This window comes from Ramlibacter sp. P4_H7 (genome assembly GCF_056400765.1).
Genome location: NZ_JBFUKP010000010.1, coordinates 166,746 through 189,489 on the forward strand (window position 1 = coordinate 166,746; position 22,744 = coordinate 189,489).

Annotated in this window: 24 protein-coding genes; 22 read left to right on the forward strand and 2 right to left on the reverse strand. The window is 68.1% G+C overall.

The features are described 5' to 3' along the window. Positions 1–29: 29 nt before the first annotated feature. Complete coding sequence (locus tag AC1DSA_RS15550) at positions 30–671, forward strand: Crp/Fnr family transcriptional regulator (RefSeq protein WP_477890714.1); 642 nt, start codon at positions 30–32, stop codon at positions 669–671. A gap of 9 nt (positions 672–680) precedes the next feature. Here the strand turns inward: AC1DSA_RS15550 and AC1DSA_RS15555 are convergent, their stop codons facing one another. Beyond that, positions 681–2,453 carry an adenylate/guanylate cyclase domain-containing protein gene (locus tag AC1DSA_RS15555; RefSeq protein ID WP_477890716.1) on the reverse strand — a complete coding sequence of 591 codons (1,773 nt, stop codon included), beginning with the start codon at positions 2,451–2,453 and terminating at the stop codon, positions 681–683. A 140-nt stretch (positions 2,454–2,593) separates the two neighbouring features. On the opposite strand from AC1DSA_RS15555, the gene AC1DSA_RS15560 reads away from it, so the two are divergent. The 8 genes from AC1DSA_RS15560 (at position 2,594) to AC1DSA_RS15595 (ending at position 11,218) form a co-directional block, all read left to right on the forward strand. Further along, positions 2,594–3,253 (forward strand): GNAT family N-acetyltransferase, encoded by a 660-nt coding sequence (locus tag AC1DSA_RS15560; RefSeq protein ID WP_477890718.1) that lies wholly within the window; start codon positions 2,594–2,596, stop codon positions 3,251–3,253. Between the two features lie 73 nt (positions 3,254–3,326). Continuing rightward, positions 3,327–4,205, forward strand: coding sequence for an HlyC/CorC family transporter (locus tag AC1DSA_RS15565; RefSeq protein ID WP_477890720.1), 879 nt, complete (start codon positions 3,327–3,329; stop codon positions 4,203–4,205). Between the two features lie 68 nt (positions 4,206–4,273). After that, on the forward strand, positions 4,274–5,746 hold the full coding sequence (gene lnt / locus AC1DSA_RS15570; protein WP_477890797.1) for an apolipoprotein N-acyltransferase: 1,473 nt from the start codon (positions 4,274–4,276) through the stop codon (positions 5,744–5,746). Between the two features lie 66 nt (positions 5,747–5,812). Continuing rightward, a complete protein-coding gene (gene glyQ, locus AC1DSA_RS15575; RefSeq protein WP_477890722.1) occupies positions 5,813–6,718 on the forward strand; it encodes a glycine--tRNA ligase subunit alpha in 906 nt (301 codons plus the stop codon). Between the two features lie 3 nt (positions 6,719–6,721). After that, entirely contained in the window at positions 6,722–8,827 is a 2,106-nt protein-coding gene (gene glyS / locus AC1DSA_RS15580) for a glycine--tRNA ligase subunit beta (protein ID WP_477890724.1), read from the forward strand. A gap of 90 nt (positions 8,828–8,917) precedes the next feature. Then, the gene (gmhB, locus tag AC1DSA_RS15585) at positions 8,918–9,484 is read left to right on the forward strand and encodes a D-glycero-beta-D-manno-heptose 1,7-bisphosphate 7-phosphatase (RefSeq protein WP_477890726.1); all 567 of its coding nucleotides are present in this window, start codon (positions 8,918–8,920) and stop codon (positions 9,482–9,484) included. 13 nt (positions 9,485–9,497) lie between these two features. Beyond that, entirely contained in the window at positions 9,498–10,262 is a 765-nt protein-coding gene (locus tag AC1DSA_RS15590; RefSeq protein ID WP_477890728.1) for a lysophospholipid acyltransferase family protein, read from the forward strand. Positions 10,263–10,306: 44 nt separating this feature from the next. Next, positions 10,307–11,218 (forward strand): M48 family metallopeptidase, encoded by a 912-nt coding sequence (locus tag AC1DSA_RS15595; protein WP_477890730.1) that lies wholly within the window; start codon positions 10,307–10,309, stop codon positions 11,216–11,218. Between the two features lie 133 nt (positions 11,219–11,351). Here the strand turns inward: AC1DSA_RS15595 and AC1DSA_RS15600 are convergent, their stop codons facing one another. After that, on the reverse strand, positions 11,352–12,422 hold the full coding sequence (locus AC1DSA_RS15600) for an MBL fold metallo-hydrolase (protein ID WP_477890732.1): 1,071 nt from the start codon (positions 12,420–12,422) through the stop codon (positions 11,352–11,354). Positions 12,423–12,518: 96 nt separating this feature from the next. On the opposite strand from AC1DSA_RS15600, the gene AC1DSA_RS15605 reads away from it, so the two are divergent. From AC1DSA_RS15605 to AC1DSA_RS15665, 13 genes are all read left to right on the forward strand, one after another. After that, complete coding sequence (locus tag AC1DSA_RS15605) at positions 12,519–12,935, forward strand: MerR family transcriptional regulator (protein WP_477890734.1); 417 nt, start codon at positions 12,519–12,521, stop codon at positions 12,933–12,935. Between the two features lie 35 nt (positions 12,936–12,970). Continuing rightward, a complete protein-coding gene (locus tag AC1DSA_RS15610; RefSeq protein ID WP_477890736.1) occupies positions 12,971–13,432 on the forward strand; it encodes a PaaI family thioesterase in 462 nt (153 codons plus the stop codon). Positions 13,433–13,454: 22 nt separating this feature from the next. Then, a complete protein-coding gene (locus tag AC1DSA_RS15615) occupies positions 13,455–14,633 on the forward strand; it encodes an isovaleryl-CoA dehydrogenase (RefSeq protein WP_477890738.1) in 1,179 nt (392 codons plus the stop codon). Positions 14,634–14,685: 52 nt separating this feature from the next. Beyond that, a complete protein-coding gene (gene can, locus AC1DSA_RS15620) occupies positions 14,686–15,339 on the forward strand; it encodes a carbonate dehydratase (protein WP_477890740.1) in 654 nt (217 codons plus the stop codon). 12 nt (positions 15,340–15,351) lie between these two features. Continuing rightward, positions 15,352–17,172: a bifunctional isocitrate dehydrogenase kinase/phosphatase gene (aceK, locus tag AC1DSA_RS15625; protein ID WP_477890742.1), complete on the forward strand. Its 1,821-nt coding sequence runs from the start codon at positions 15,352–15,354 to the stop codon at positions 17,170–17,172. Next, the gene (locus AC1DSA_RS15630; RefSeq protein WP_477890744.1) at positions 17,169–17,963 is read left to right on the forward strand and encodes an alpha/beta hydrolase; all 795 of its coding nucleotides are present in this window, start codon (positions 17,169–17,171) and stop codon (positions 17,961–17,963) included. Before aceK ends, AC1DSA_RS15630 begins: the two co-directional genes overlap by 4 nt. After that, positions 17,960–18,472 carry a hypothetical protein gene (locus AC1DSA_RS15635; protein ID WP_477890746.1) on the forward strand — a complete coding sequence of 171 codons (513 nt, stop codon included), beginning with the start codon at positions 17,960–17,962 and terminating at the stop codon, positions 18,470–18,472. Before AC1DSA_RS15630 ends, AC1DSA_RS15635 begins: the two co-directional genes overlap by 4 nt. Before the next feature lie 17 nt (positions 18,473–18,489). Further along, positions 18,490–19,671, forward strand: coding sequence for an acetyl-CoA C-acyltransferase (locus AC1DSA_RS15640; RefSeq protein ID WP_477890748.1), 1,182 nt, complete (start codon positions 18,490–18,492; stop codon positions 19,669–19,671). Between the two features lie 94 nt (positions 19,672–19,765). Continuing rightward, entirely contained in the window at positions 19,766–20,434 is a 669-nt protein-coding gene (locus tag AC1DSA_RS15645) for an SDR family oxidoreductase (RefSeq protein ID WP_477890750.1), read from the forward strand. A 12-nt stretch (positions 20,435–20,446) separates the two neighbouring features. Beyond that, positions 20,447–21,577 (forward strand): acyl-CoA dehydrogenase family protein, encoded by a 1,131-nt coding sequence (locus AC1DSA_RS15650; protein ID WP_477890752.1) that lies wholly within the window; start codon positions 20,447–20,449, stop codon positions 21,575–21,577. Positions 21,578–21,714: 137 nt separating this feature from the next. Next, on the forward strand, positions 21,715–21,960 hold the full coding sequence (locus AC1DSA_RS15655) for a type II toxin-antitoxin system Phd/YefM family antitoxin (RefSeq protein WP_477890754.1): 246 nt from the start codon (positions 21,715–21,717) through the stop codon (positions 21,958–21,960). Further along, positions 21,957–22,220 (forward strand): Txe/YoeB family addiction module toxin, encoded by a 264-nt coding sequence (locus AC1DSA_RS15660; protein WP_477890756.1) that lies wholly within the window; start codon positions 21,957–21,959, stop codon positions 22,218–22,220. Before AC1DSA_RS15655 ends, AC1DSA_RS15660 begins: the two co-directional genes overlap by 4 nt. Before the next feature lie 142 nt (positions 22,221–22,362). Beyond that, positions 22,363–22,731 carry a SpoIIAA family protein gene (locus AC1DSA_RS15665; RefSeq protein WP_477890758.1) on the forward strand — a complete coding sequence of 123 codons (369 nt, stop codon included), beginning with the start codon at positions 22,363–22,365 and terminating at the stop codon, positions 22,729–22,731. Positions 22,732–22,744: the final 13 nt, after the last annotated feature.

The window sequence follows — 22,744 nt, forward strand, 5'->3', positions numbered from 1 at the left end:
AGTTTTCTTCAAGGCAGGAGGGGGAGTCGATGAACGAGCAGGACCGGTTGATCGCACACCTTGCGCCTGCCGTGGGGAGGCTCGCGGCACGCGGCATCGTGCGCAGCTACCGCAAGAACACGATCATCCTCAATGAAGGCGAACCGGGCGACTCGCTATTCGTGCTGCTCCAGGGCCAGGTGAAGGTCTACGCGACGGACGAAAACGGGCGCGAAATCACCTACGGCACCATCGTCGCCGGCGACTACTTCGGCGAGATGTCGCTGGACGGCGCCCCCCGGTCCGCCTCGGTGATGACGCTCGAGTCCTGCCTCTGCGCGCTGGTGTCGCGGGCCGCCGTGCAGCAGCACCTGGCCGAGGAACCCGGCTTCGCCATGCAGCTGGTCGCGCAGGTGATCCGGCGGGCACGCTCCGCGACGGAGACCGCCCGGCAGATGGCCTTGCTGGATGTCTACGGCCGCGTCATTCATACGCTCGAAAGCGAGCGCGGTCCTGGCAGCGTCCATGCGCCCGTGCAGCTCACGCAAATCACCCATCAGCAGATCGCCAGCCGCGTCGGCGCCTCGCGCGAAATGGTGAGCCGGCTGTTGAAGGACCTCGAGAAGGGCGGCTACGTCGAACTGGGCATCAAGCGCATCACGCTGATGAAGAAGCTGCCGGCGCACTGGTAGCGGCCTGGCTCACTCCTGCGGCACGCCGGCGCGCGCCAGCGCACGCGCCATCCGCGCCTCCAGGCTTTCGTGCAGGGCACTCGATCCCAGGAAGGACTTCACGCTGAAAGCGGGCTGCCGTTTCAGCAACTGCTGTTGGGCGGCCCGCGCGTCGCCGAGCCGATCGCAGTCCACCTGGGCTGCCACCAGCGTGCGCCACGCGGGCAGGTAGCGCGGATTGCGCTGCACCGACTGCTGCGCCAGCGCCGCGGCGCCGCTCGCGTCGTGGTTCACCCAGGCCGCGAAAGCCGCGATGGCGTCGTAGAGGTAGCGCAGCGGCTCCAGCACGATCGCATCGGTCGCCTGTTCCGCCGCGTGCCGCGCGGCCAGGCCCGCCCCGCTCAGGGCGAGGAACTCCGCGTGCAGCAGGCGCGCGAGCGTGTGGTCCGGACGCAGGCTCAGGGCCTGTGCGAAACGCTCGCCGGCGGCCTCCATGTTGCGGGCGCAGTGGACCCAAGCATGGCCATCGAGCGCCAGCACCATCGGCGACGCCGGGTCGCCCTGCACGGCGGCTGTGGCATGCGCTCGCGCGAGCGCCTCGTCCTGGCGGGTGGAGCCCGGCGCCGCCTGTTGCACGCGCAGCACGTGCAGGTGTCCCAGCCACGCATGCGCGGCGGGATGGCGGCTCCAGCGATCCAGCAGGTGTTCGAGCATGCCGCGCGCATTCGCGATGTCCACGGGCGACAGCCTGTGCATCAGGCCGACGGAAGCAAGCAGCAGGCTCGGCCCTTCCAGCGAAGTCAACGGGCGGCCCGCGACGGACTCCACTTCGTGCTGCACGATCGCGGAGTGCACGGCCGCCACCGTGCGGCCGCGCAGCGCGCCGTGCAGCAAGCCCTGGCCGTCGGCGGCGGGATTGAAGCTCTCCGCCCAGATCACATGCCCGCTCTCCGCCTCGGCGAGCTCGGCGTGCAGGCCGACGGCGCTTCCCAGCAGGCGGGCGCGGCCGGTCAGCACAAAGCGGGCGCCGACCTCAGACCACACGGAGTTCAGCGTGTCCCGATCGGCATCGAGCGGCGCCGTGGTCATGCGGGACACCACCTGCAAGGTGTCGCTGCGCGCCAGAGCGGTCACCAGTTCGTCGGCGAGTGTGTCGCCGCTGGTCCCGGACACGGGCGAACCCCGCGGACCAAAGGGCAGCACGGCGACGCTGGCGCGCAGGCTGCGCGGGTCGGCGTGCGCCGGCAGCACCGGGGTCTCACCGGCCTGGCGGATGCGGTACGCCCGCACCGGCTGCTTCACGTGCTTGAGGTGGCAGTTTCCGAGATCCTCCAGATGCAGATCGAGCGATCGCCCGAGGCGTTCGCGCAGCGCGGCGGAGATCACCACCTCGCCCGGGCCGGCGAGTGCCGCGATGCGGGCGGCGAGGTTCACGTCGGTGCCGTAGATGTCGTACTTGTCGGCGACGAAGTCCGCCACGTGCGCGCCGATGCGCAGGTGCACGTGGTGCTCGGAGGAAAGGTTCTGGTTGATGTCCCGAAACCAGGCCTGCATCGCGAGCGCCGCGCGGATGCAGCCGGCGGCGTCGCCGAATTCCAGCATCAAGCCGTCACCCAGGCTCTTGTGCAGGCGGCCCGAATAGGCGGGAGCCTGGTCGGTCACGAAGTTGACGAACTGGTGCCAGCGGGTGATGAACTCCTGCTCCCCCTGTTCCATCAGGCGCATCGACTCCACCACGTCGGCCACGGCAATGACCTTGGTGGCGCGCGTGAATGGAAATGCGCGGACGAGAGGGGCGGGCATCGGCTACAAAAGCAAGAACAATTTGCGAACGTTTGTAGCATGCTGTATCTCGTTGCCGTGCGCCTGCATTCCCTGCCTTCCGCATGCAGTTTTCGAGCAGGCACCCTGGTGATTTACGGGAAAACCCTTAAAGTTCATGCATGCCAGACGCCACTCATGAAGGCGCGGCCGGGGGAATGGTCCCGATCCGCGCGCTGGGCCCGGGACACGCTCCTCGTATCGCGGCCCACCTCCTGTCGCTCGAAGAGCACGACCGCTACCTGCGTTTCGGCTACAACGCCAACGACGAGCAGATCCAGCGCTACGTCGACCACCTCGATTTCGAGCGCGACGACATCTTCGGCGTCTTCAACCGCCGGCTCGACCTGATCGCCATGGCGCACCTGGCCTTCATCCCGAACGAGCCGGGCACCCCGGCGGGCGCCGAGTTCGGTGTCTCCGTGCTGAAGAAGGCGCGCGGCCGCGGCTACGGCACGCGCCTGTTCGATCGCGCCGTCATGCACGCCCGCAACGAGGGCGTGGAGCTGATGTTCATCCATGCGCTGTCGGAGAACACGGCGATGATCAAGATCGCGCGCAATGCGGGCGCCACGCTGGAGCGCGCAGGCAGCGAGACCGAGGCGTACCTGCGGCTGCCGCCCGCCACGCTCGACACGCGCGTCAGCGAGCTGGTGGAAGAGCAGGTCGCGCAGGCCGACTACCGCCTGAAGCAGCAGGCCAAGAACTTCATCGATTTCCTGGCCCAGGTGCAGGAGATCCGGCGCGGCGCCCTCGACGCCCGGACCAAGAGCGGCCGCTGAGCCATCCGCACGGCGGAGCCCGGGGCGTGGCCAATCCGTTATCCTATGGGTTCCTTTACTCCGCCTCACGGCTGTGTCTGAACCACATCCTGCGCGCACCGCGCACGAGAAGCAGGACAAGCGCACTTTCCTGCAGAAGGTTGCCGAGTTCATCCACCCGGGGCCGGACTCGACGGCGGAGCTGATCGAAACCCTCGCCGACGCCGAGGACAACGACATCATCGGGCCCGAGTCCCGCGTGATGCTCGAAGGCGTCATCAAGATGGCCGAGCTCACCGCGGGCGACGTGATGGTCGCGGCGCCGCGCATGGACCTCGTCAACATCGACGCCGACTACGACGACATCCTGCACCTGGTGATCGACACGGCGCACTCGCGTTTCCCGGTGCACGAGGGCGATCGCGAGAACATCATCGGCATCCTGATGGCCAAGGACCTGCTCAAGCTGCAGCGGGCGCCGGGCCTGAACCTGCGCGCGCTGCTGCGTCCGGCGGTGTTCGTGCCCGAGAGCAAGGGCCTGAACGACCTGCTGCGCGAGTTCCGCGGCAACCGCAACCACCTGGCGATCGTCATCGACGAATTCGGCCGGGTCGCGGGCCTCATCACCATCGAGGACGTGCTGGAGCAGATCGTCGGCGAGATCGAGGACGAGTTCGACATTGCCGAGGACGAAGGCGACATCTTCGGCCTGGCGGACCGCACCTACCGGGTCAGCGGCGACACCTCCATCGACCGCGTGAGCGAAGCCTTCGGCGTGCAGATGGTTGCCGCCGACGACGAACGCGAGTTCGACACCATCGGCGGCCTGATCGCGCACACCATGGGCCACGTGCCCAAGCGCGGAGAGTCCACGGTGGTGGGCGGCCTGAAATTCGTCGTGCTGCATACCAAGGGCGGCGCCGTGCGCTGGTTCAAGGTCTCGCCGGTCGACGCCGAGCCCGCCCCCGCTTGACTGCGCGCCCGGTCCGATTCGGTGCGCCGCTCGTGGCCGCGCTTGCCGGCCTCTTCCAGGCCGCGTCCATGGCGTGGCCCGGCACCGGCCAGACGCTCTGGTGGGTGCAGTTGCTCTCGCTGGCCGTGCTTGCCGGCCTGTTGCAGCGGCAAGAGGGCGCGCGGCGCGCCGCGCTCGTGGGCTGGTCCTTCGCCACGGCCTGGCTGACCGGCACGTTCTGGTGGCTGTTCATCTCCATGCACGTGTACGGCGGCCTTGCGTCGCCGCTCGCGGCCGCGGCCGTGCTGCTGCTCGCGGGATTCCTTTCGCTCTACTACGCGTTGGCGGCCGGCCTGTACCGGTTCGCGGCAACCGGCAAGGCAGGCCGCGATGCGGCCCTGTTCGCCGGGCTGTGGCTGGGCGCGGAGCTGTTGCGCGGAACACTGTTCACCGGCTTCCCCTGGGGCGCCGGCGGGTATGCCCACGTGGACGGTCCGTTCGCGGCGCTGGCGCCCTGGATCGGCGTGTATGGCATCGGCGCCGTGGCCGCCTGGTTGGCCTGCCTGCTGGCGCTGGCGGTGCGGCGCAGCCAGCGGGGTTCCTGGCGCTACTGGGTCGCGGTGGGCGGCACGGCGGCGCTGCTCGCCGCCTGCAACGCGCAGACGCGCTGGGGGGCGCCCGCGGCGTCCGGCGGCAAGCTGCGTGTCGGCCTGCTGCAGGGGAACATCCCGCAGGACGAGAAATTCGAGGGCGGCACGGGCGTGCCGCAGGCGCTCGAGTGGTACGGCCGCATGCTGCGCGACACCGATGCGCAACTGGTGGTGGCCCCGGAAACGGCGATCCCCCTGTTGCCCGCGCAACTGCCCGAGGGCTACCTCGAAGCCTTGCGCGACACCTTCTCGCAGGGCAACCGGGCCGTGCTGGTGGGCATCCCGCTGGGCAGCTTCGAACAGGGCTACACCAATTCGGTGATGGGCTTTCGCCCGGGGGACGCCGGCTACCGGTACCACAAGCACCACCTCGTCCCCTTCGGCGAGTTCGTCCCGCCCCTTTTCAAGTGGTTCACGCGAATGATGAACATCCCGCTGGGGGACTTCAACGTCGGCGACGTGGGGCAGCCCTCGTTTGCCTGGCAAGGGCAGCGGCTGGCGCCCAACATCTGCTACGAAGACCTGTTCGGCGAGGAGCTGGGCGCGCGCTTCGCGGATCCCGCCGCCGCGCCCACCGTCTTCGTCAACCTCAGCAACATCGGCTGGTTCGGCAACACCCTGGCCATCGACCAGCACCTGCACATCAGCCGCATGCGCGCGCTGGAGTTCGAGCGGCCCATGATCCGGGCGACCAATACGGGCGCCACGGTGATCATCGACCGCCTCGGCCAGGTCACGCACAGCCTGCCGCGGCATACGCGCGGCGTGCTGGTCGGTGACGTGGAGGGCGGCACCGGCTTCACGCCCTTCGCGCGCTGGGTGTCGCGCGCGGGCCTGGCGCCCCTCTGGCTGCTGGCGCTGGCGGCGGCGTTGGCGGCCTGGCGGAGCCGGGGACGCCGGCCGCAGCCCTAAAATGGAAGGTTCCGCGGGCCGCCGGCCCGCGCCGCCCCGGGGCCGGACTGCGCCGCCCCGAAGCCTATGCTCACATTCCAGCAACTGATCCTCAAGCTGCAGTCCTATTGGGACGCCCAGGGCTGCGCGCTGCTGCAGCCCTATGACATGGAGGTGGGTGCGGGCACGTCGCACACCGCGACCTTCCTGCGCGCCATCGGCCCCGAGCCCTGGAAGGCCGCCTACGTGCAGCCCAGCCGCCGGCCCAAGGACGGCCGCTACGGCCAGAACCCCAACCGGATGCAGCACTACTACCAGTACCAGGTGGTGCTGAAGCCTGCGCCGGCCAACATCCTGGAGCTGTACCTCGGTTCGCTGGAGGCGGTGGGCTTCGACCTGAAGAAGAACGACATCCGCTTCGTCGAGGACGACTGGGAGAACCCCACGCTCGGCGCCTGGGGCCTGGGCTGGGAGGTCTGGCTCAATGGCATGGAAGTCACCCAGTTCACCTACTTCCAGCAGGTGGGCGGCATCGAGTGCAAGCCGATCACCGGCGAGATCACCTACGGCCTGGAGCGCCTGGCGATGTACCTGCAGGGCGTGGACAACGTGTTCGACCTGCAGTGGACCGAAGGCCTCACCTACCGCGACGTGTACCACCAGAACGAGGTGGAACAGTCGGCCTACAACTTCGAGCACGCAGACGTGGACTTCCTGTTCACCGCCTTTGCCGCCCACGAGAAACAGGCGAAGCACCTGATGGAGCAGCAGCTGGCGCTGCCCGCGTACGAGCAGGTGCTCAAGGCCGCGCACACCTTCAACCTGCTGGACGCGCGAGGCGCGATCAGCGTGACCGAACGGGCGGCCTACATCGGCCGCATCCGCAACCTGGCCCGCAGCGTGGCCCAGAGCTACTACGAAAGCCGCGAGCGGCTGGGCTTCCCGATGGCCCCGCGCGAATGGGTGGCCGACATGCAGAAGAAGGCGGCCTGAGCGATGGCGATGAAGAACCTCCTGGTCGAACTGTTTGTCGAGGAACTGCCGCCCAAGGCGCTGAAGAAGCTGGGCGAGGCTTTTGCCGGCGTGCTGCTGGAGCAGTTGAAGGCGCAGGGCCTCGCCAGCGACGAGTCGCAGCTCACGTCCTATGCATCGCCGCGGCGCCTCGCCGCGCACGTCACCGCCGTGGCTTCGCAAGCCGCGGACAAGGCGGTGACGCAAAAACTGATGCCCGTGAGTGTCGGCCTCGAGGCGTCGGGCCAGCCCACGCCGGCGCTGCTCAAGCGCCTGCAGGCGCTGGGCGCCGACGCGTCCGCCGTGCCAAGGCTCAAGCGCGCCATGGACGGCAAGTCCGAGGCGCTGTTCCACGACAGCACCGCCAAGGGCGTGACGCTCGCCGAGGGCTTGCAGAAGGCGCTGCAAGAGAGCCTGGCGAAGCTGCCCATTCCCAAGGTCATGACCTACCAGCTGGCGGACGGCTGGACCGACGTCAAGTTCGTGCGTCCGGCGCACGCCCTGGTTGCGTTGCACGGCAGCGATGTCGTGCCGGTGGAGGCGCTGGGCCTGCAGGCTGGCCGCAGCACGCAGGGTCACCGCTTCGAAGCGGCCAGGCAGGAGGTCAGCATTCCGGATGCGGACAGCTACGCCGCGACGCTCGCCAGCGACGGCGCCGTGATCGCCGGCTTCGCCGAGCGTCGCGCCGAGATCGTGCGCCAGTTGCAGGAAGCCGCCGCGCGCGTCGGTGGCGGCGTGAAGCCGATCGAGGACGATGCGCTGCTGGACGAAGTGACGGCCCTGGTCGAGCGTCCCAACGTGCTCACCTGCCAGTTCGAAAGCGAATTCCTGGAAGTGCCGCAGGAGTGCCTCATCCTCACGATGAAGGCCAATCAGAAGTACTTTCCGCTGCTCACCGCGCACGGCAAGCTGACCAACCAGTTCCTGGTGGTCAGCAACATCCGTCCGCAGGACCCCAGCGCCGTGGTCGGCGGCAACGAGCGCGTCGTGCGTCCGCGCCTGGCCGACGCCAAGTTCTTCTTCGACCAGGACCGCAAGAAGACGCTCGAGTCGCGCGTGCCCGGGCTGGCCAAGGTCGTGTACCACAACAAGCTGGGCACGCAGGGCGAGCGCATCGACCGCGTGCGCGCCATCGCGAAGGTGATCGGGGCGCAGATGGGCAGCGACCATCTCGCGCACGAGGCAGACATCGCCGCCAAGCTGGCCAAGGCCGACCTGCTCACCGACATGGTGGGCGAGTTCCCCGAGCTGCAGGGTGTCATGGGCGGCTACTACGCGCGCCACGACAAGCTGGGCCACGAGATCGCGGTGGCCATCGAGGACCACTACCGCCCCCGTTTCGCGGGGGACGCGCTCCCGCGCAACGATCTCGGGCTGGTGGTCGCGCTGGCCGACAAGCTGGAAACGCTGGCCGGCCTGTTCGCCATCGGCCAGCTGCCCACGGGCGACAAGGACCCGTTCGCGCTGCGCCGCCATGCGCTGGGCATCGTGCGCATGCTGATGGAAAAGGACCTGCCGCTGGAACTCGGCGCGCTGGTCACCGAGGCGCTGGGCCTGTTCCCGCAGGCGCAGCCCGCCACCGCCGGACAGCTCACCGACTTCATCTATGAACGCCTGGCCGGCCTGCTGCGCGAGCAGGGCTACAGCGCGCAGGAAGTCGAGGCCGTGCTGGCGCTGAAGCCGCAGCGCCTGGGCCATGTCGCCAAGCGCCTGGCCGCCGTGCGCGCCTTCGCCGCGTTGCCGGAGGCGCCGGCGCTGGCCGCCGCCAACAAGCGCATCGGCAACATCCTGAAGAAGGCCGAGAAGGCCGACGCGCACGTCAACGAGCGCCTGCTGAAGGAAGACGCCGAGAAGGCGCTGTACGCCGCCACGCAGAAGATCGCACCGCAGGCGGGCGCGCAGTTCGACGCCGGCGACTACACCGCCTCGCTGCAGACACTGGCCGCCCTGCGCGGACCGGTCGATGCCTTCTTCGACGGCGTGATGGTCAACGCGGACGAGGCCGACCTGCGCCTGAACCGGCTGGGCCTGCTCGCCACGCTTCACCAGGCGATGAACCGCGTCGCCGACCTGTCCCGCCTGGCCCAGTGAGCCCATGCGCGCGCCCGTTGCATACTTGAATGCGTGGCTGGCCGGCCAGGGGACGGGTGCTCCCGGCGGCGGCACGGCGGGAGGCCGACCATGAAACTCGTGATCCTGGACCGCGACGGCACCATCAATGTCGACAGCGACGAATTCATCAAGACGCCGGAAGAGTGGCAGCCGCTGCCCGGCGCGCTGGAAGCGATCGCGCGGCTGAACCACGCCGGCTGGCACGTGGCGGTGGCGTCCAACCAGTCGGGCCTGGGCCGCGGCCTGTTCGACGTGGGATCGCTCAACGCCATCCACGCCAAGATGTACAAGGCGGTGGCGGCCTTCGGTGGTCGCATCGACGCCGTCTTCTACTGCCCGCACAGCCCGGACGAGGGCTGCCAGTGCCGCAAGCCGTTGCCGGGCCTGTTCGAACAGATCGGCGAGCGCTTCGGCGTCGACCTGCGCACCACCCACGTGGTCGGAGACACCCAGCGCGACCTGCAGGCGGGCTCCGTGGTCGGCTGCCAGCCGCACCTGGTGCTCACCGGCAAGGCGCAAGTGCTGCGCGGCCAGCCGCTGCCGGAGGGCTACCCGCCCGACACGCGCGTGCACCAGGACCTCGCCGCGTTCGCCGACTGGCTGGTCACGCGCGCCCCCGCGCCCCGCCCGACTTGAACTTGTTCCGACGATGGACTTCCTGCGTTCCCTGCTGCACGCGCTCTGGATGCTGGCCACGGTGATCCCCTGGGGGATCTGGATGGTGGTGTCATCGCTCTGGGCCAGCGGCGAAGCCATGTACTGGAAGGCCGCCCGCTGGCTGGGCTGGCAGATCGACGCCCTGCGCGTCCTGTGCGGCGTGCAGGTGCGCGTGAGCGGCATGGAAAACCTGCCGCAGGGCAAGACCAGCCCCGGGATCCTGCTGGTGAAGCACCAGTCGACGCTGGAGACTTTCCTGATCCCCACGCTGATGCCGCATCCGCTGGCCTACGTGTTCAAGCGCGAATTGATCTACATCCCTTTCTTCGGCTGGGCGATCGGGCGGATGGACATGATCCACATCGACCGCAGCCAGCGCGCCCAGGCCTTCAACCGGGTGGTGGAGCAGGGCAAGCGCCTGCTGGCGCAGGGCGTGTGGGTGATCATGTTCCCCGAAGGCACGCGCATCCCGCGTGGCCAGGCCGGCACCTACAAGTCGGGCGGCACGCGGCTGGCCGTGGCCACCGGCGCGCCGGTCATCCCCATCGCGGTGGCCTCGGCGAAATGCTGGCCGCGCAAGGCGTTCATCAAGCATGCGGGCGTGGTGGACGTCTCGATCGGCAAGCCGATCCCCAGCGAAGGCCGCTCCGCCGACGAACTGATGCGCGAGGTGGAAGCCTGGATCGAGGGTGAGATGCGCCGGCTCGATCCCGAGGCCTACGCACACCAGGACGCGAAACAAGCGGCCAACGTGTAAGGGCACTGGTGCCCACGCGGGCCGCGCCCTTAAAATCGCGGCCCATGCAGTCCCCGTTTCAGCTCCTTCTCGACCTGTTCGACGAGCCGAAATCCCTCCCTCCCGCGGCCAAGGCCCCCGCCCCCACCGTCCCCACCGAAGACCTCGAGTGCTCGCCCGGCGAGCCGCTCGAACAGCTGATCGCGCCGCAGGCGTTCCGCCATCCGGACGCGAACCGCGAAGCGCGCCTGGGCGAGGTGCTGGTGGCCTACGAATTCCGCCGCGCCCGGCGCAAGAACATCGGCTTCAGCGTCGGCCCGGAAGGCCTGGTGGTGAGCGCGCCGCGCTGGGTGCCGCTGGGGGAGGTGGAGCAGGCGATCCGCGCCAAGTCCCGCTGGATCGTCAACAAGCTGGAGGCGGCGCGCGAGCGCCAGGAGCGGCTGGAAGCGGCGCGCATCGAGTGGAAGGACGGCGCGACCCTTCCTTTCCTGGGCGAGCCGGTCATCGTGGTGCTTGACCCGCGCCACAACTTCCGCGAGACCGGCGGCGTGCTGAACACCGACACGTCGACCCTGCCCGGCGTGGCGCGCCAGACGCTGCACATCGGCTTGCCGCAGCACGCGCAGCCGGCGCAGATCCGCGACGCCGTGCAGGCCTGGCTGATGCGGCAGGCGCGCGCGCTGTTCATCGAACGCCTGAACCATTACGCGCCGCAGCTGGGCGTGCAGTGGCGCAAGCTCACGCTGTCCAGCGCCGGCACGCTGTGGGGCACGGCGCACAGCGACGGCTCGATCCGCCTGAACTGGCGGCTGGTGCATTTCCGGCTTCCGGTGATCGACTACGTGGTGGCGCACGAACTGAGCCACCTGCGGGTGATGGACCACAGCCCGCGCTTCTGGGAGACGGTGCGCACGGTGGTGCCGAACTATCCCGAACTGCGCGGGCACCTCAAGGACGCCGCGCTACCGGCGTGGTGAGGTGGCGGTTGCGGGCCGCTGCCGCGGGTACAACGGCGCTGGACTCGTAGGCTGGCGGTGAGCCCGGAGGCGAACCCCAGCGCTTCGCGCATCGCTGGGGTTCCTGCGTCACCCCAGCCTACGGGATACCAACCTACGTCGGCGCGAAACGCCAGACGCCTTCCGCATCCTTGCCGCGGCGCAGCTGGCCGCCGTGCCACAGCGCATGCAGGTGCGCCACCGACTCCCCCATCGCGAAAGTCGTCTGGTGCAGGTCCAGCTTGCGCTTGAACAGCACCGGCAGCACGTCGGCGGCGGAGCAGGGGCTGGCCTGGCAGGCTTCCATGACCTCCGCCAGCCGGTCCCGGTGGTGTTCGTGCAGCTGGCGGATGCGCGCGTGCAGGCCGCGGAACGGCTTGCCGTGCGAGGGCAGCACCAGCGTGTCCGGCGGCAGGCCGCGGAACTTGTCGATCGAGCTCAGGAAAAGCGCCAGCGCGTTGGCTTCCGGCTCGATCTCGTACACGCTCACGTTGGTGGAAATGCGCGGCAGCATCATGTCGCCGCTGACCAGCACCTTCAGCGCCTCGCAGTACAGCGAGATGTGCTCGGGCGCATGGCCGAAGCCGCTGATGCAGCGCCACCCGTGGCCGCCGATGGACACGACGTCGCCGTCCTGCATGCGGCGGTAGCGCGGCGGCAGGGCCGGCACGAGGTTGGGGTAGTAGTTGGCCCGGCCTCGGATCTGCCCGATCGCCTCCGGGTCGACCAGGCCGTGCGAGGCGAAGAAATTCGCGGCGCCCTCGCCGCCGAAGGCCGTGGTGCTCTGCGAGGCCAGCCGCGCCGCGTTGTAGTCGGTGGCGCTGATCCACAGCCGGCACTCGTGTTCCGGCGTGCTCCAGCGCTCGCACAGCCAGGCCGCCAGGCCGATGTGGTCCGGGTGCATGTGCGTGACGAGCACGCGCAGGATGGGCAGGCCCTGCAGCTGGGTGGAGAAGACCTCTTCCCACTGCGCCTTGGCCTCGTCGCGGCTGATGCAGCAGTCCACCACGGTCCAGCCGTCGCGGCCGTCCAGGCGGTCCCGCAGCAGCCACAGGTTGATGTGGTCCAGCGCGAAGGGCAGGGCCATGCGGATCCAGCGCACGCCCGGCGCCAGCTCCAGCGTGGCGCCGGCGGCGGGCAGGGTGTCGCCCAGGGGGTACTGCAATTCTCTTTCGAGGAGGTTCATGGGCGGTGCTGATTGACGTTGACGTAAACGTCAGATGTAATCGCCCATTCTAGGCACCCCTTCGCGGCGCCGCTGTCTCCTGCCGTACATCACCCCATGGCTGCATCGCCCACCCACACCTACACGATCAGCGACCTGGCACGCGAGTTCGACCTCACCACCCGCGCGATCCGCTTCTACGAGGACATGGGCCTGCTGCAGCCGGAACGCTCGGGCCCGGGCGGGCGCAACCGCGTCTACAGCACGCGCGACCGGACCCGGCTGAAACTGACCCTGCGGGCCAAGCGCCTGGGCCTGTCGCTGACCGAGGCCAAGGACATCATCGACATGTACGACAGCCCGCGGGACACCGGCCCGCAGCTGCGCAAGTTCCTGACCATCCTCGCCCAGCACCGCCAGCAGCTGGAAGAGCAGATGGCGGAGCTGCAGGCCAACCTGGAAGAGGTGCGGACGCACGAGAAGGAGGCCCGCGGCCTGCTGGCACGGCTCGAAAAGGACAAGGTCAGGGCATAATTGACGTTAACGTAAACGTCAATCAGGCAGGCCCCATGGACGCACCGCGCTTCGAACCGCAGGATCCCTCCTTCGCCGAGCGCGTGCGCGCCAGCTTCAGCAAGCAGGCCGCCATGCACACCATCGGCGCGCGGCTCGCCGACGTCGGCGCCGGCCGTGTCGTGATCGAACTGCCCTGGCAGCAGGCGCTCACGCAACAGCACGGCTTCCTGCACGCGGGCATGGTCGCCACCGCCCTGGACTCCGCCTGCGGCTACGCGGCCTCGACGCTGATGGCCGCTGACGCCGGCGTGCTGACCATCGAATACAAGATCAACCTGCTGGCCCCCGCGCAGGGCACGCTGTTCCGCATGGAAGGCCTGGTGGTCAAGCCGGGCCGCACCATCACCGTCACCGAGGGCCGCGCCTGGGCGCTGCACGAGGGGCGCGAGAAACTGATCGCCACCATGGGCGCGACGCTGATGGCCGTCACCGGCCGCCCGGACGTGAAGCACTGACCGAACCGACAGGAGACACACCATGCAGCTACCCGGCCTGAACTTCGGCCTCGGCGAGGACCTGGAGGCGCTGCGCGACAGTGTGCACGCCTTCGCGCAGGCCGAGATCGCGCCGCGCGCGACTGAAATCGACCGCAGCGACCAGTTCCCCATGGACCTGTGGCGCAAGATGGGCGAGCTCGGCGTCCTGGGCATCACGGTGCCCGAGGAATACGGCGGCGCGAACATGGGCTACCTCGCGCACATGCTGGCGATGGAAGAAATCTCGCGCGCCTCCGCCTCCGTCGGCCTCTCGTACGGTGCGCACAGCAACCTGTGCGTCAATCAGCTCAAGCGCAACGGCAGCGCGGCGCAGAAGAAGAAGTACCTGCCCAAGCTGATCTCCGGCGAGCACGTGGGCGCGCTGGCCATGAGCGAAGCGGGCGCCGGCAGCGACGTGATCTCCATGAAGCTGAAGGCGGAAGACAAGGGCGGGTACTACCTGCTCAATGGCAGCAAGTTCTGGATCACCAATGGCCCGGACGCCCACACGCTGGTCGTCTATGCCAAGACGGAGCCGGAACTGGGCGCGCGCGGCGTCACGGCCTTCATCATCGAAAAGGGGATGAAGGGCTTCTCCATCGCGCAGAAGCTGGACAAGCTGGGCATGCGCGGCAGCCACACCGGCGAACTGGTGTTCCAGAACGTGGAAGTGCCGGCGGAGAACGTGCTGGGCGCGCTCAATGGCGGCGCCAAGGTTCTCATGAGCGGACTGGACTACGAGCGCGCGGTGCTCGCCGCCGGCCCCATCGGCATCATGCAGTCGGTGATGGACAACGTGGTGCCCTACATCCACGACCGCAAGCAGTTCGGCCAGAGCATCGGGGAGTTCCAGCTGATCCAGGGCAAGGTCGCCGACATGTACACCATACTGCAGGCGGCGCGCGCCTACTGCTACACGGTGGGCAAGAACCTGGACCTGCTCGGCTCCGAGCACGTGCGCCAGGTGCGCAAGGACTGCGCTTCGGTCATCCTGTACTGCGCCGAGAAGGCAACCTGGATGGCCGGCGAGGGCATCCAGATCTTCGGCGGCAACGGCTACATCAACGACTACCCGCTGGGGCGCCTGTGGCGCGATGCCAAGCTGTACGAGATCGGCGCCGGCACCAGCGAGATCCGCCGCATGCTGATCGGCCGGGAGCTGTTCGCCGAGACCATGTAGGTATTCCTACGGGCGGGGCGCGCCCCGCCCCCGACCGGGAGACAATCGCCGCATGCCCAACATCCAGGACCTCTTCACCCACAACCGCGCCTGGGCTGCAGAGATGGAGCGCACGCGCCCCGGCTTCTTCAGCGCGCTGACGCAGCAGCAAAAGCCCAGGTTCATGTGGATCGGCTGCTCCGACAGCCGCGTGCCCGCCAACCAGATCACCGGCCTGGAGCCGGGCGAAGTCTTCGTGCACCGCAACGTCGCCAACGTGGTGGTGCACTCGGACCTGAACGCGCTGTCCACCGTGCAGTTCGCCGTGGAGATGCTCAAGGTGGAGCACATCATGGTGGTCGGCCATTACGGCTGCGGTGGCGTGATGGCGGCGCTGCACGGCACGCGCATCGGGCTGGCCGACAACTGGATCCGCCACATCCAGGACGTGCGGGACCGGCACCGCGGCATCCTGGAGAACATCGCGCCCGATCGGCGTGCGGACGCGCTGGTCGACCTGAACGTGATCGAGCAGGTGGTGAACCTGTGCGTCAGCACCGTGATGGTGGACGCCTGGGCCAAGAGCCAGAAGGTCACGATCCACGGGTGGGCCTTCGGCGTGAACGACGGGCTGCTGCAGGACCTGCACATGACGGTGAACAGCGCCGATTCGGTCGAGCCGGTCTACCGCGCCGCCGTCGAAGGCGTGATCGCCAAGTGGAGCTGAAAGCCGCAGCCGATGTTTCCCCAGCGCCTCGACTCGCCGCTTGCCTATGACATCGCCAAGGCGATGCTCGACGGCTTCAACCGCCACTACCGGCTGTTCCGCACCGAGTCCGCGCGCGCCAAGCACCGCTTCGAGACCGCCGACTGGCACGGCCAGCAGCGCGCGCAGCGCGAACGCATCGAGTTCTACGACCTGCGCGTCAAGGAAGCGGTGCAGCGGCTGGAAAAGGAGTTCAAGGCCGGCGACCAGCCCATGGATGTGTGGCACCAGGTCAAGCTGCACTTCATCGGCCTCTTGATCGACCACCACCAGCCGGAGCTGGCGGAGACCTTCTTCAATTCGGTCACCACCAAGATACTGCACCGGACGTACTTCCACAACGACTTCATCTTCGTGCGGCCCGCCGTCAGCACGGAGTACATCGAGAACAGCGAGCCGGCGGCCAAGCCCACCTACCGCTCCTACTACCCGACCCCGGAGACGCTGCGCGCCGACATGGCCCGCATCATCGACAACTTCCAGCTGCAGCGGCCCTTCGAGGACCTGGAGCGCGACGCGGGCTACCTGCTGGAGGCCATCGGCGGCCGGCTGAACCAGGTGAAGCTGCGGGCCAACTTCCAGATCCAGGTGCTGTCGTCCCTGTTCTTCCGCAACAAGGGCGCCTACGTGGTCGGCAAGATCATCAACGGCTTCTCCGAGCTGCCGTTCGCGCTGCCCATCCTGCACACCCGCAACGGCAAGCTGGTGATCGACGCCTGCCTGTTCGGCGAGGACGAACTGCAGATGCTGTTCTCGTTCGCCCGCGCCTACTTCATGGTGGACATGGAGACCCCCTCGGCCTTCGTGCAGTTCCTGCGCTCGCTGATGCCGCGCAAGCCGCGCAACGAGCTCTACAACGCCCTCGGCCTGGCCAAGCAGGGCAAGACGCTGTTCTACCGCGACTTCCTCTACCACCTGAAGCACTCCAGCGACAAATTCCGCATCGCCCCCGGCATCAAGGGCATGGTGATGCTGGTGTTCGACCTGCCGTCCTTCCCCTACGTGTTCAAGGTGATCAAGGACTTCTACCCGCCGCAGAAGGACACCACGCGCGAGCAGATCCAGGGCAAGTACCTGCTGGTGAAGCAGCACGACCGGGTGGGCCGCATGGCCGACACGCTGGAGTACAGCGAGGTGGCCTTCGCGCGCGAGCGCTTCGAGGACGAGCTGATCGAGGAGATCAAGAACTTCGCGCCCAGCCAGCTGGAGATCAGCGACCGCGACGGCGACGGCCAGGAGGAGGTGATCATCAAGCACCTCTACATCGAGCGCCGGATGATCCCGCTGAACATCTACCTGCAGGAGGCGTTCGACGGCGGAGAGAGCACGCAGGTGGAGCGCGCCGTGATCGAATACGGCAACGCGATCAAGGACCTCGTGGCCGCCAACATCTTCCCCGGCGACATGCTGTGGAAGAACTTCGGCGTTACCCGCAACGGCAAGGTCGTGTTCTACGACTACGACGAGATCGAATACCTCACCGACTGCAACTTCCGCAAGGTGCCCACGCCGCGCAACGAGGAAGAGGAGATGTCGGGCGAGGTCTGGTATTCGGTCGGGCCCAAGGACGTCTTCCCGGAAACCTTCGAGCCCTTCCTGCTGGGCCACCCGGTGGTGCGCGAGGTGTTCATGAAGCACCATGCCGACCTGCTGGACCCGGCCTTCTGGCAGTCGCACAAGGAACGCATCCTCGCCGGCCATGTCTACGACGTCTTCCCCTACGAACGCGAGAAGCGTTTCGCGCGCCGGCACCGGCCCACGGAGGCGGACACGGAAGTGGAGATGACGGCATGAAGCCGCTGCGCGCCCTCGCCCTGTGGGCGCTCGTGCTGTGCGGTGACGCGCAGGCGCAGTCCCCGCAGGTGGTGGACCTGCCGACGCGGCCCGGCGTCACGCTGCGCATGCTGGCGCAGGAGCCGCCCTCGCCAGCGTCCGTGGTCGTGCTCATCTCCGGTGGCGCCGGCCAGCTGGACATCGCGTCCAACGGCTACATCCGCCGCGAAGGCAATTTCCTGGTCCGCTCGCGTTCGCTGTTCACGCAGCGCGGGCATGCCGTGGTGCTGCTGGATCCGCCCAGTGACCACAACCGGCCGCCCTACCTGGGCGGCGACTTCCGCGAGAGCCCGGAACATGCCGCCGACCTGGCCGCGGTGGTGCAGTGGGCGCGCGGCAAGTACGGCAAGAAGGTCTGGCTGGTCGGCACCAGCCGCGGCACGCACTCCGCCGCCACGGCCGCGCTGCAGTCGCAGGGCGCTGCCGCGCCGGACGGCATCGTCCTCACCTCCACCATCCTGGGCCGTTCGCGCTTCGGCGACAGCACGGCGCGGCCACTCACCGAGCTCGACCTGACCGCGCTGCGCCTGCCCGTGCTGGTGGTGCACCACGAACAGGACCCCTGCGGCGCCTGCGCGCCGGCGCAGCTGCCCGCGCTGATGAAGCGCCTGCCAGCCGGCACGCCGCTGCACATGTTTTCCGGCGGTGAGTCGCGCGGCGCGCCGTGCGAGGCGTTCTCCCACCACGGCTTCAACGGCATCGAGGACCGCGTGGTGGAGGACATCTCCGGCTGGATCAAGGCGCAGCCATGAGCGAAGAGTGGCGCGACGCCTGGGAAGTGGCGAGCTTCATCGTCACCACGCTGGGCCTGCCCTTCGCCATCCTGTTCTTCGCCTGGGAGCAGCGCAAGGAGCGCGACAACGAGGAGGAGGAGGGCTACCAGCTGCTCTCCAACGCCTACAACGACTTCCTCAAGGTCGTGCTGTCCCATCCGGACCTGCACCTGCGCTCGCAGGAGCCGCTGCTGGACCCGACGCCGGAGCAGCGGGAGCGCATGCTGGTGATTTTCGATATGCTGGTCTCGCTGTTCGAGCGCGCCTACCTGGTGGCCTTCAAGGCCAGCATGAGCGAAACCGAGAAGCGCCGCTGGAACAGCTGGGACGATTACATGCGCGAGTGGTGCCGCCGCGAAGATTTCCACCACGCCTTGCCGCTGCTGCTGCATGGCGAGGATCCCGAGTTCCGTGAATACATCCGCCGCGTCGCCGAGGAAGAGAGCGGCCCCATCCCCTCGCAATATCCCGTTTCCCAGACCGTTTGACTCAAGGAGAGAACACCATGGCTGATTCCATCGTCATCGTCGGCGCCGCCCGCACCCCCATGGGGGCCTTCCAGGGCGACTTCTCGACGCTCGCCGCGCACGACCTCGGCGGCGCCGCCATCAAGGCCGCCGTGCAGCGCGCCGGCATCCCGGCAGACGCCGTGGGCGAAGTGCTGTTCGGCAACTGCCTGATGGCCGGCCAGGGCCAGGCGCCCGCGCGCCAGGCGGCCTTCAAGGGCGGACTGCCCAAGAGCGCCGGCGCCGTCACGCTGTCCAAGATGTGCGGCTCCGGCATGAAGGCTGCCATGTTCGCGCATGACATGCTGCTGGCCGGCACCCACGAGATCATGGTCGCGGGCGGCATGGAGAGCATGACCAACGCGCCCTACCTGCTGCTCAAGGGCCGCGGCGGCTACCGCATGGGCCACGACAAGGTCTATGACCACATGATGCTGGACGGCCTGGAGGACGCGTACGAAGCCGGCCGCTCCATGGGCACCTTCGGCGAGGACTGCGCGGCCAAGTACAAGTTCTCGCGCGAGGCGCAGGATGCCTTCGCCACCGCCTCCGTGCAGCGCGCCAAGAAGGCCACCGAGTCCGGTGCCTTTGCCACCGAGATCACGCCGGTGACGGTGAAGACCCGTGCCGGCGAGACGGTCGTCTCCATCGACGAAGGCCCGGGCAAGGTCAAGCTGGACAAGATCGCGACGCTCAAGCCCGCCTTCAAGAAGGACGGCACCATCACCGCCGCGTCCAGCTCCTCCATCAACGACGGCGCCGCGGCGCTGGTGATGATGACCGAGAGCACCGCCAAGCGCCTGGGCCTGAAGCCCCTGGCGCGCATCGTCGGCCATGCCACGCACGCGCAGGAGCCCGAGTGGTTCACCACCGCCCCGGTCGGCGCCACGCAGAAGCTGCTGGCCAGGACGGGCTGGAAGGTGTCCGAGGTGGACCTGTGGGAAGTGAACGAAGCATTCGCCGTGGTGCCGATGGCGCTGATGGCGGAGCTGAAGGTGGCGCACGACATCGTCAACGTCAACGGCGGCGCCTGCGCACTGGGCCACCCGATCGGCGCGTCCGGCGCCCGCATCATGGTGACGCTGATGAACGCGCTGAAGGCGCGCGGCGGCAAGCGCGGCATCGCCACGCTGTGCATCGGCGGCGGCGAAGGCACGGCGGTGGCGCTGGAGCTGGTCTGAGCGCCGCACGGCCGCCCGAAGGCGCTCGCCCCCTCCGCTTGCGGAGGGGGGAGGAGCAGCCCGCGCAGCGGGCAATCCTGGGGGAGGTTGGCCAGTGAGCACTATTCTCGTCATCGGGGCTTCGCGCGGACTGGGACTGGAATTCGTCCGCCAGTACCGCGAGACCTGGGACCGCGTCATCGCCAGCGCGCGCGATGACGCCGGCCTCAAGCGGCTGGAGAAGCTGGGTGCGAAGGCGCTCAAGATCGACGTGGCCGACCCGGCCAGCGTCGGCGGCCTCGGCCGGCAACTCGATGGCGAGAAGATCGACCTCGCGCTGTACGTCGCGGGCGTCATGTCGCGCGGCGGCGCCACCGCGCCGCCGACGCGCGAGGATTTCGACCGCGTGATGCACGTCAACGTGCTGGGTGCCATGCAGGTCATCCCCCAGGTCGCGCCGATGGTGGAGGCGGCCGGCGGCCGCTTCGTCTTCATCAGCAGCGAAATGGGCTACATCAGCGCAGTGGAGTCCAGCTACAGCTGGGTGTACCGCGCGAGCAAGGCGGCGCTGAACATGACCGTCGCGTCGGCGCAGCCCGACTATCCCAAGGCCGTGATGGTGACCATGAGTCCCGGCTGGGTGCGCACCGACATGGGCGGCGCGGACGCGCCGCTCACTCCCGAACAAAGCGTGACCTCGATGCGCGCGTCCATCGAGGGCCTGGGCCCCAGGCACAAGGGCGCCTTCCTCAACCACGACGGCCGCCGCTTCAAGGGCTGGTAGGCCGCAACCACCATGCTGCTGACAGCCGACCAGGAAATGATCCGCGACGCAGTGCGCGATTTCGCCCGCGAACAGCTGTGGCCGCACGCGGCGCAGTGGGATCGCGAGCGCACCTTTCCGCGTGAGGCGCACCGGGGGCTCGCCGCGCTGGGCGCGTACGGCATCTGCGTGCCCGAGGAATTCGGCGGCGCGGGGCTCGACTACGTCACTCTGGCGCTGGTGCTGGAAGAGATCGCGGCCGGCGACGGCGGCACCAGCACCGCGATCAGCGTCACCAACTGCCCGGTGAACGCGATCCTCATGCGCTACGGCAACGACGCGCAGAAAAAGAAATGGCTGACGCCCTTGGCGCAGGGCGAGCTGCTGGGCGTGTTCTGCCTGACCGAACCGCACGTGGGCAGCGATGCCTCGGCGCTGCGCACCACCGCGGCGAAGGACGGCGACGGCTACGTGCTCAACGGCGTCAAGCAGTTCATCACCAGCGGCCAGAACGGCCAGCTGGCCGTGGTGATCGCGGTCACCGACAAGGGCGCGGGCAAGCGCGGCATGAGCGCCTTCCTGGTGCCGACCGACGCACCGGGCTACGTGGTCGCGCGGCTGGAGGAGAAGGTGGGCCAGCATTCCAGTGACACCGCGCAGATCAACTTCGAGAACTGCCGCATCCCGGCGGAGAACCGGATCGGCGAGGAAGGCGAAGGCTACAAGATTGCGTTGTCGGCGCTGGAAGGCGGACGCATCGGCATCGCCGCGCAGAGCGTGGGCATGGCGCGCAGCGCCTTCGACGTCGCGCTGCAGTACGCCAAGGAGCGCCAGAGCTTCGGCACCGCCATCTTCAACCACCAGGCCGTGGGCTTCCGGCTGGCCGACTGCGCCACGCAACTGGAAGCGGCGCGCCAGCTGATCTGGCATGCGGCCTGCCTGCGCGACGCCGGCCGGCCCTGCCTGAAGGAAGCCGCGATGGCCAAGCTGTTCGCCAGTGAAATGGCCGAACAGGTGTGCAGCGCCGCGATCCAGACCCTGGGTGGCTACGGCTACGTCAACGACTTCCCGGTGGAGCGCATCTGGCGCGACGTGCGCGTCTGCCAGATCTACGAAGGCACCTCGGACGTGCAGAAGATCCTGATCCAGCGCGCGCTGGCCTGAGCTCCGCGCGCTGCAGCACAGTGATCCGCGTCACAAGGAGCCCGGCAGCGCCGGGCTTTTTTGTTTCCGCCCCTCGGCCCGCCGTGCTTGACAAAGCGTACGAATAAGCGTACGCTTTTGTGCATTGGAGAGCACCCATGGCAAACCCCGTCACAGCTAGCGAAGCGCGTGCCAACCTGTACCGGCTGATCGATGAGACCAACGAGTCTCATCGGCCTGTCGTGATCGCGGGCAAACGCAGTAGTGCCGTCCTCGTATCGGCGGAGGATTGGGATGCGATTCAGGAGACGCTGTATCTCCTGTCCGTCCCCGGCATGCGTGAATCGATCAAGAAAGGCATGGCTGAGCCTCTTGACAAGAGCGCCAGAGAAGTGAAGTGGTGAAGTGGCGGGTCGTCTACGCCAAGCATGCGCTGAAGGACGCAAGGAAGCTCTCAGCTGCAGGTCTGAAGGAAAAGGCGCAAGAGCTGCTGGAGGTGTTGGCGCAGGACCCCTTTCAGAACCCGCCTCCATTCGAGGAGCTTGTGGGAGACCTGGAGGGGGCGTATTCCCGCCGAATCAACATCCAGCACCGCTTGGTGTACGAGGTGTTCAAGAAGGAACGGACGGTTCGTGTCCTTCGAATGTGGAGTCACTATGAGTGAGGCGAGGGATAGCAGGTCGGTCCCTTCGGTGATCTAGACCAAGCGTCGGCCCGGCAAGCCACCTTCCGGCGCGCCGCGCCGTCGAGGTCTAACATCGCTGTCGCGACCACGTCAGTGGCATCCATGCCAAAGGAGATCCCTCATGATCGAACACACCCTCGATAAGGCGCACTCCATCCTGTATGTGCGGCCCACGTCGTCGCTGCAGCAGGGCGATTTCGCGGCCCTGGCCAGCACGATCGACCCCTACATCACCGAGACCGGCGACCTGGCCGGCCTCGTGATCGAGGTCTCCGCGTTTCCCGGGTGGGAAAGCCTCGGTGCGATGGCGGCCCACTTCCGGTTCGTGCGCGACCACCACAAGCGCATCCGGAAGATCGGCGTCGTGACCGACTCCGCGCTCGGCAAGGTCGCGGAGCAGTTGGCTTCGCACTTCGTCTCGGCGGAGATCCGTCGCTTCCCGGCGGGAGAACGCGAAGCCGCGACGCAGTGGATCCTGAACGCCGTTTGAAGAAGGCCCGGGT

What these genes read in the sequence shown, in the direction of transcription:
- AC1DSA_RS15550 (WP_477890714.1), top strand. Translation starts at nt 30, where the DNA reads ATGAACGAGCAGGACCGGTTGATCGCACACCTTGCGCCTGCCGTGGGG.
- AC1DSA_RS15555 (WP_477890716.1), bottom strand. Translation starts at nt 2,453, where the DNA reads ATGCCCGCCCCTCTCGTCCGCGCATTTCCATTCACGCGCGCCACCAAG.
- AC1DSA_RS15560 (WP_477890718.1), top strand. Translation starts at nt 2,594, where the DNA reads ATGCCAGACGCCACTCATGAAGGCGCGGCCGGGGGAATGGTCCCGATC.
- lnt (WP_477890797.1), top strand. Translation starts at nt 4,274, where the DNA reads ATGGCGTGGCCCGGCACCGGCCAGACGCTCTGGTGGGTGCAGTTGCTC.
- glyQ (WP_477890722.1), top strand. Translation starts at nt 5,813, where the DNA reads ATGCTCACATTCCAGCAACTGATCCTCAAGCTGCAGTCCTATTGGGAC.
- glyS (WP_477890724.1), top strand. Translation starts at nt 6,722, where the DNA reads ATGGCGATGAAGAACCTCCTGGTCGAACTGTTTGTCGAGGAACTGCCG.
- gmhB (WP_477890726.1), top strand. Translation starts at nt 8,918, where the DNA reads ATGAAACTCGTGATCCTGGACCGCGACGGCACCATCAATGTCGACAGC.
- AC1DSA_RS15590 (WP_477890728.1), top strand. Translation starts at nt 9,498, where the DNA reads ATGGACTTCCTGCGTTCCCTGCTGCACGCGCTCTGGATGCTGGCCACG.
- AC1DSA_RS15595 (WP_477890730.1), top strand. Translation starts at nt 10,307, where the DNA reads ATGCAGTCCCCGTTTCAGCTCCTTCTCGACCTGTTCGACGAGCCGAAA.
- AC1DSA_RS15600 (WP_477890732.1), bottom strand. Translation starts at nt 12,422, where the DNA reads ATGAACCTCCTCGAAAGAGAATTGCAGTACCCCCTGGGCGACACCCTG.
- AC1DSA_RS15605 (WP_477890734.1), top strand. Translation starts at nt 12,519, where the DNA reads ATGGCTGCATCGCCCACCCACACCTACACGATCAGCGACCTGGCACGC.
- AC1DSA_RS15610 (WP_477890736.1), top strand. Translation starts at nt 12,971, where the DNA reads ATGGACGCACCGCGCTTCGAACCGCAGGATCCCTCCTTCGCCGAGCGC.
- AC1DSA_RS15615 (WP_477890738.1), top strand. Translation starts at nt 13,455, where the DNA reads ATGCAGCTACCCGGCCTGAACTTCGGCCTCGGCGAGGACCTGGAGGCG.
- can (WP_477890740.1), top strand. Translation starts at nt 14,686, where the DNA reads ATGCCCAACATCCAGGACCTCTTCACCCACAACCGCGCCTGGGCTGCA.
- aceK (WP_477890742.1), top strand. Translation starts at nt 15,352, where the DNA reads ATGTTTCCCCAGCGCCTCGACTCGCCGCTTGCCTATGACATCGCCAAG.
- AC1DSA_RS15630 (WP_477890744.1), top strand. Translation starts at nt 17,169, where the DNA reads ATGAAGCCGCTGCGCGCCCTCGCCCTGTGGGCGCTCGTGCTGTGCGGT.
- AC1DSA_RS15635 (WP_477890746.1), top strand. Translation starts at nt 17,960, where the DNA reads ATGAGCGAAGAGTGGCGCGACGCCTGGGAAGTGGCGAGCTTCATCGTC.
- AC1DSA_RS15640 (WP_477890748.1), top strand. Translation starts at nt 18,490, where the DNA reads ATGGCTGATTCCATCGTCATCGTCGGCGCCGCCCGCACCCCCATGGGG.
- AC1DSA_RS15650 (WP_477890752.1), top strand. Translation starts at nt 20,447, where the DNA reads ATGCTGCTGACAGCCGACCAGGAAATGATCCGCGACGCAGTGCGCGAT.
- AC1DSA_RS15655 (WP_477890754.1), top strand. Translation starts at nt 21,715, where the DNA reads ATGGCAAACCCCGTCACAGCTAGCGAAGCGCGTGCCAACCTGTACCGG.
- AC1DSA_RS15665 (WP_477890758.1), top strand. Translation starts at nt 22,363, where the DNA reads ATGATCGAACACACCCTCGATAAGGCGCACTCCATCCTGTATGTGCGG.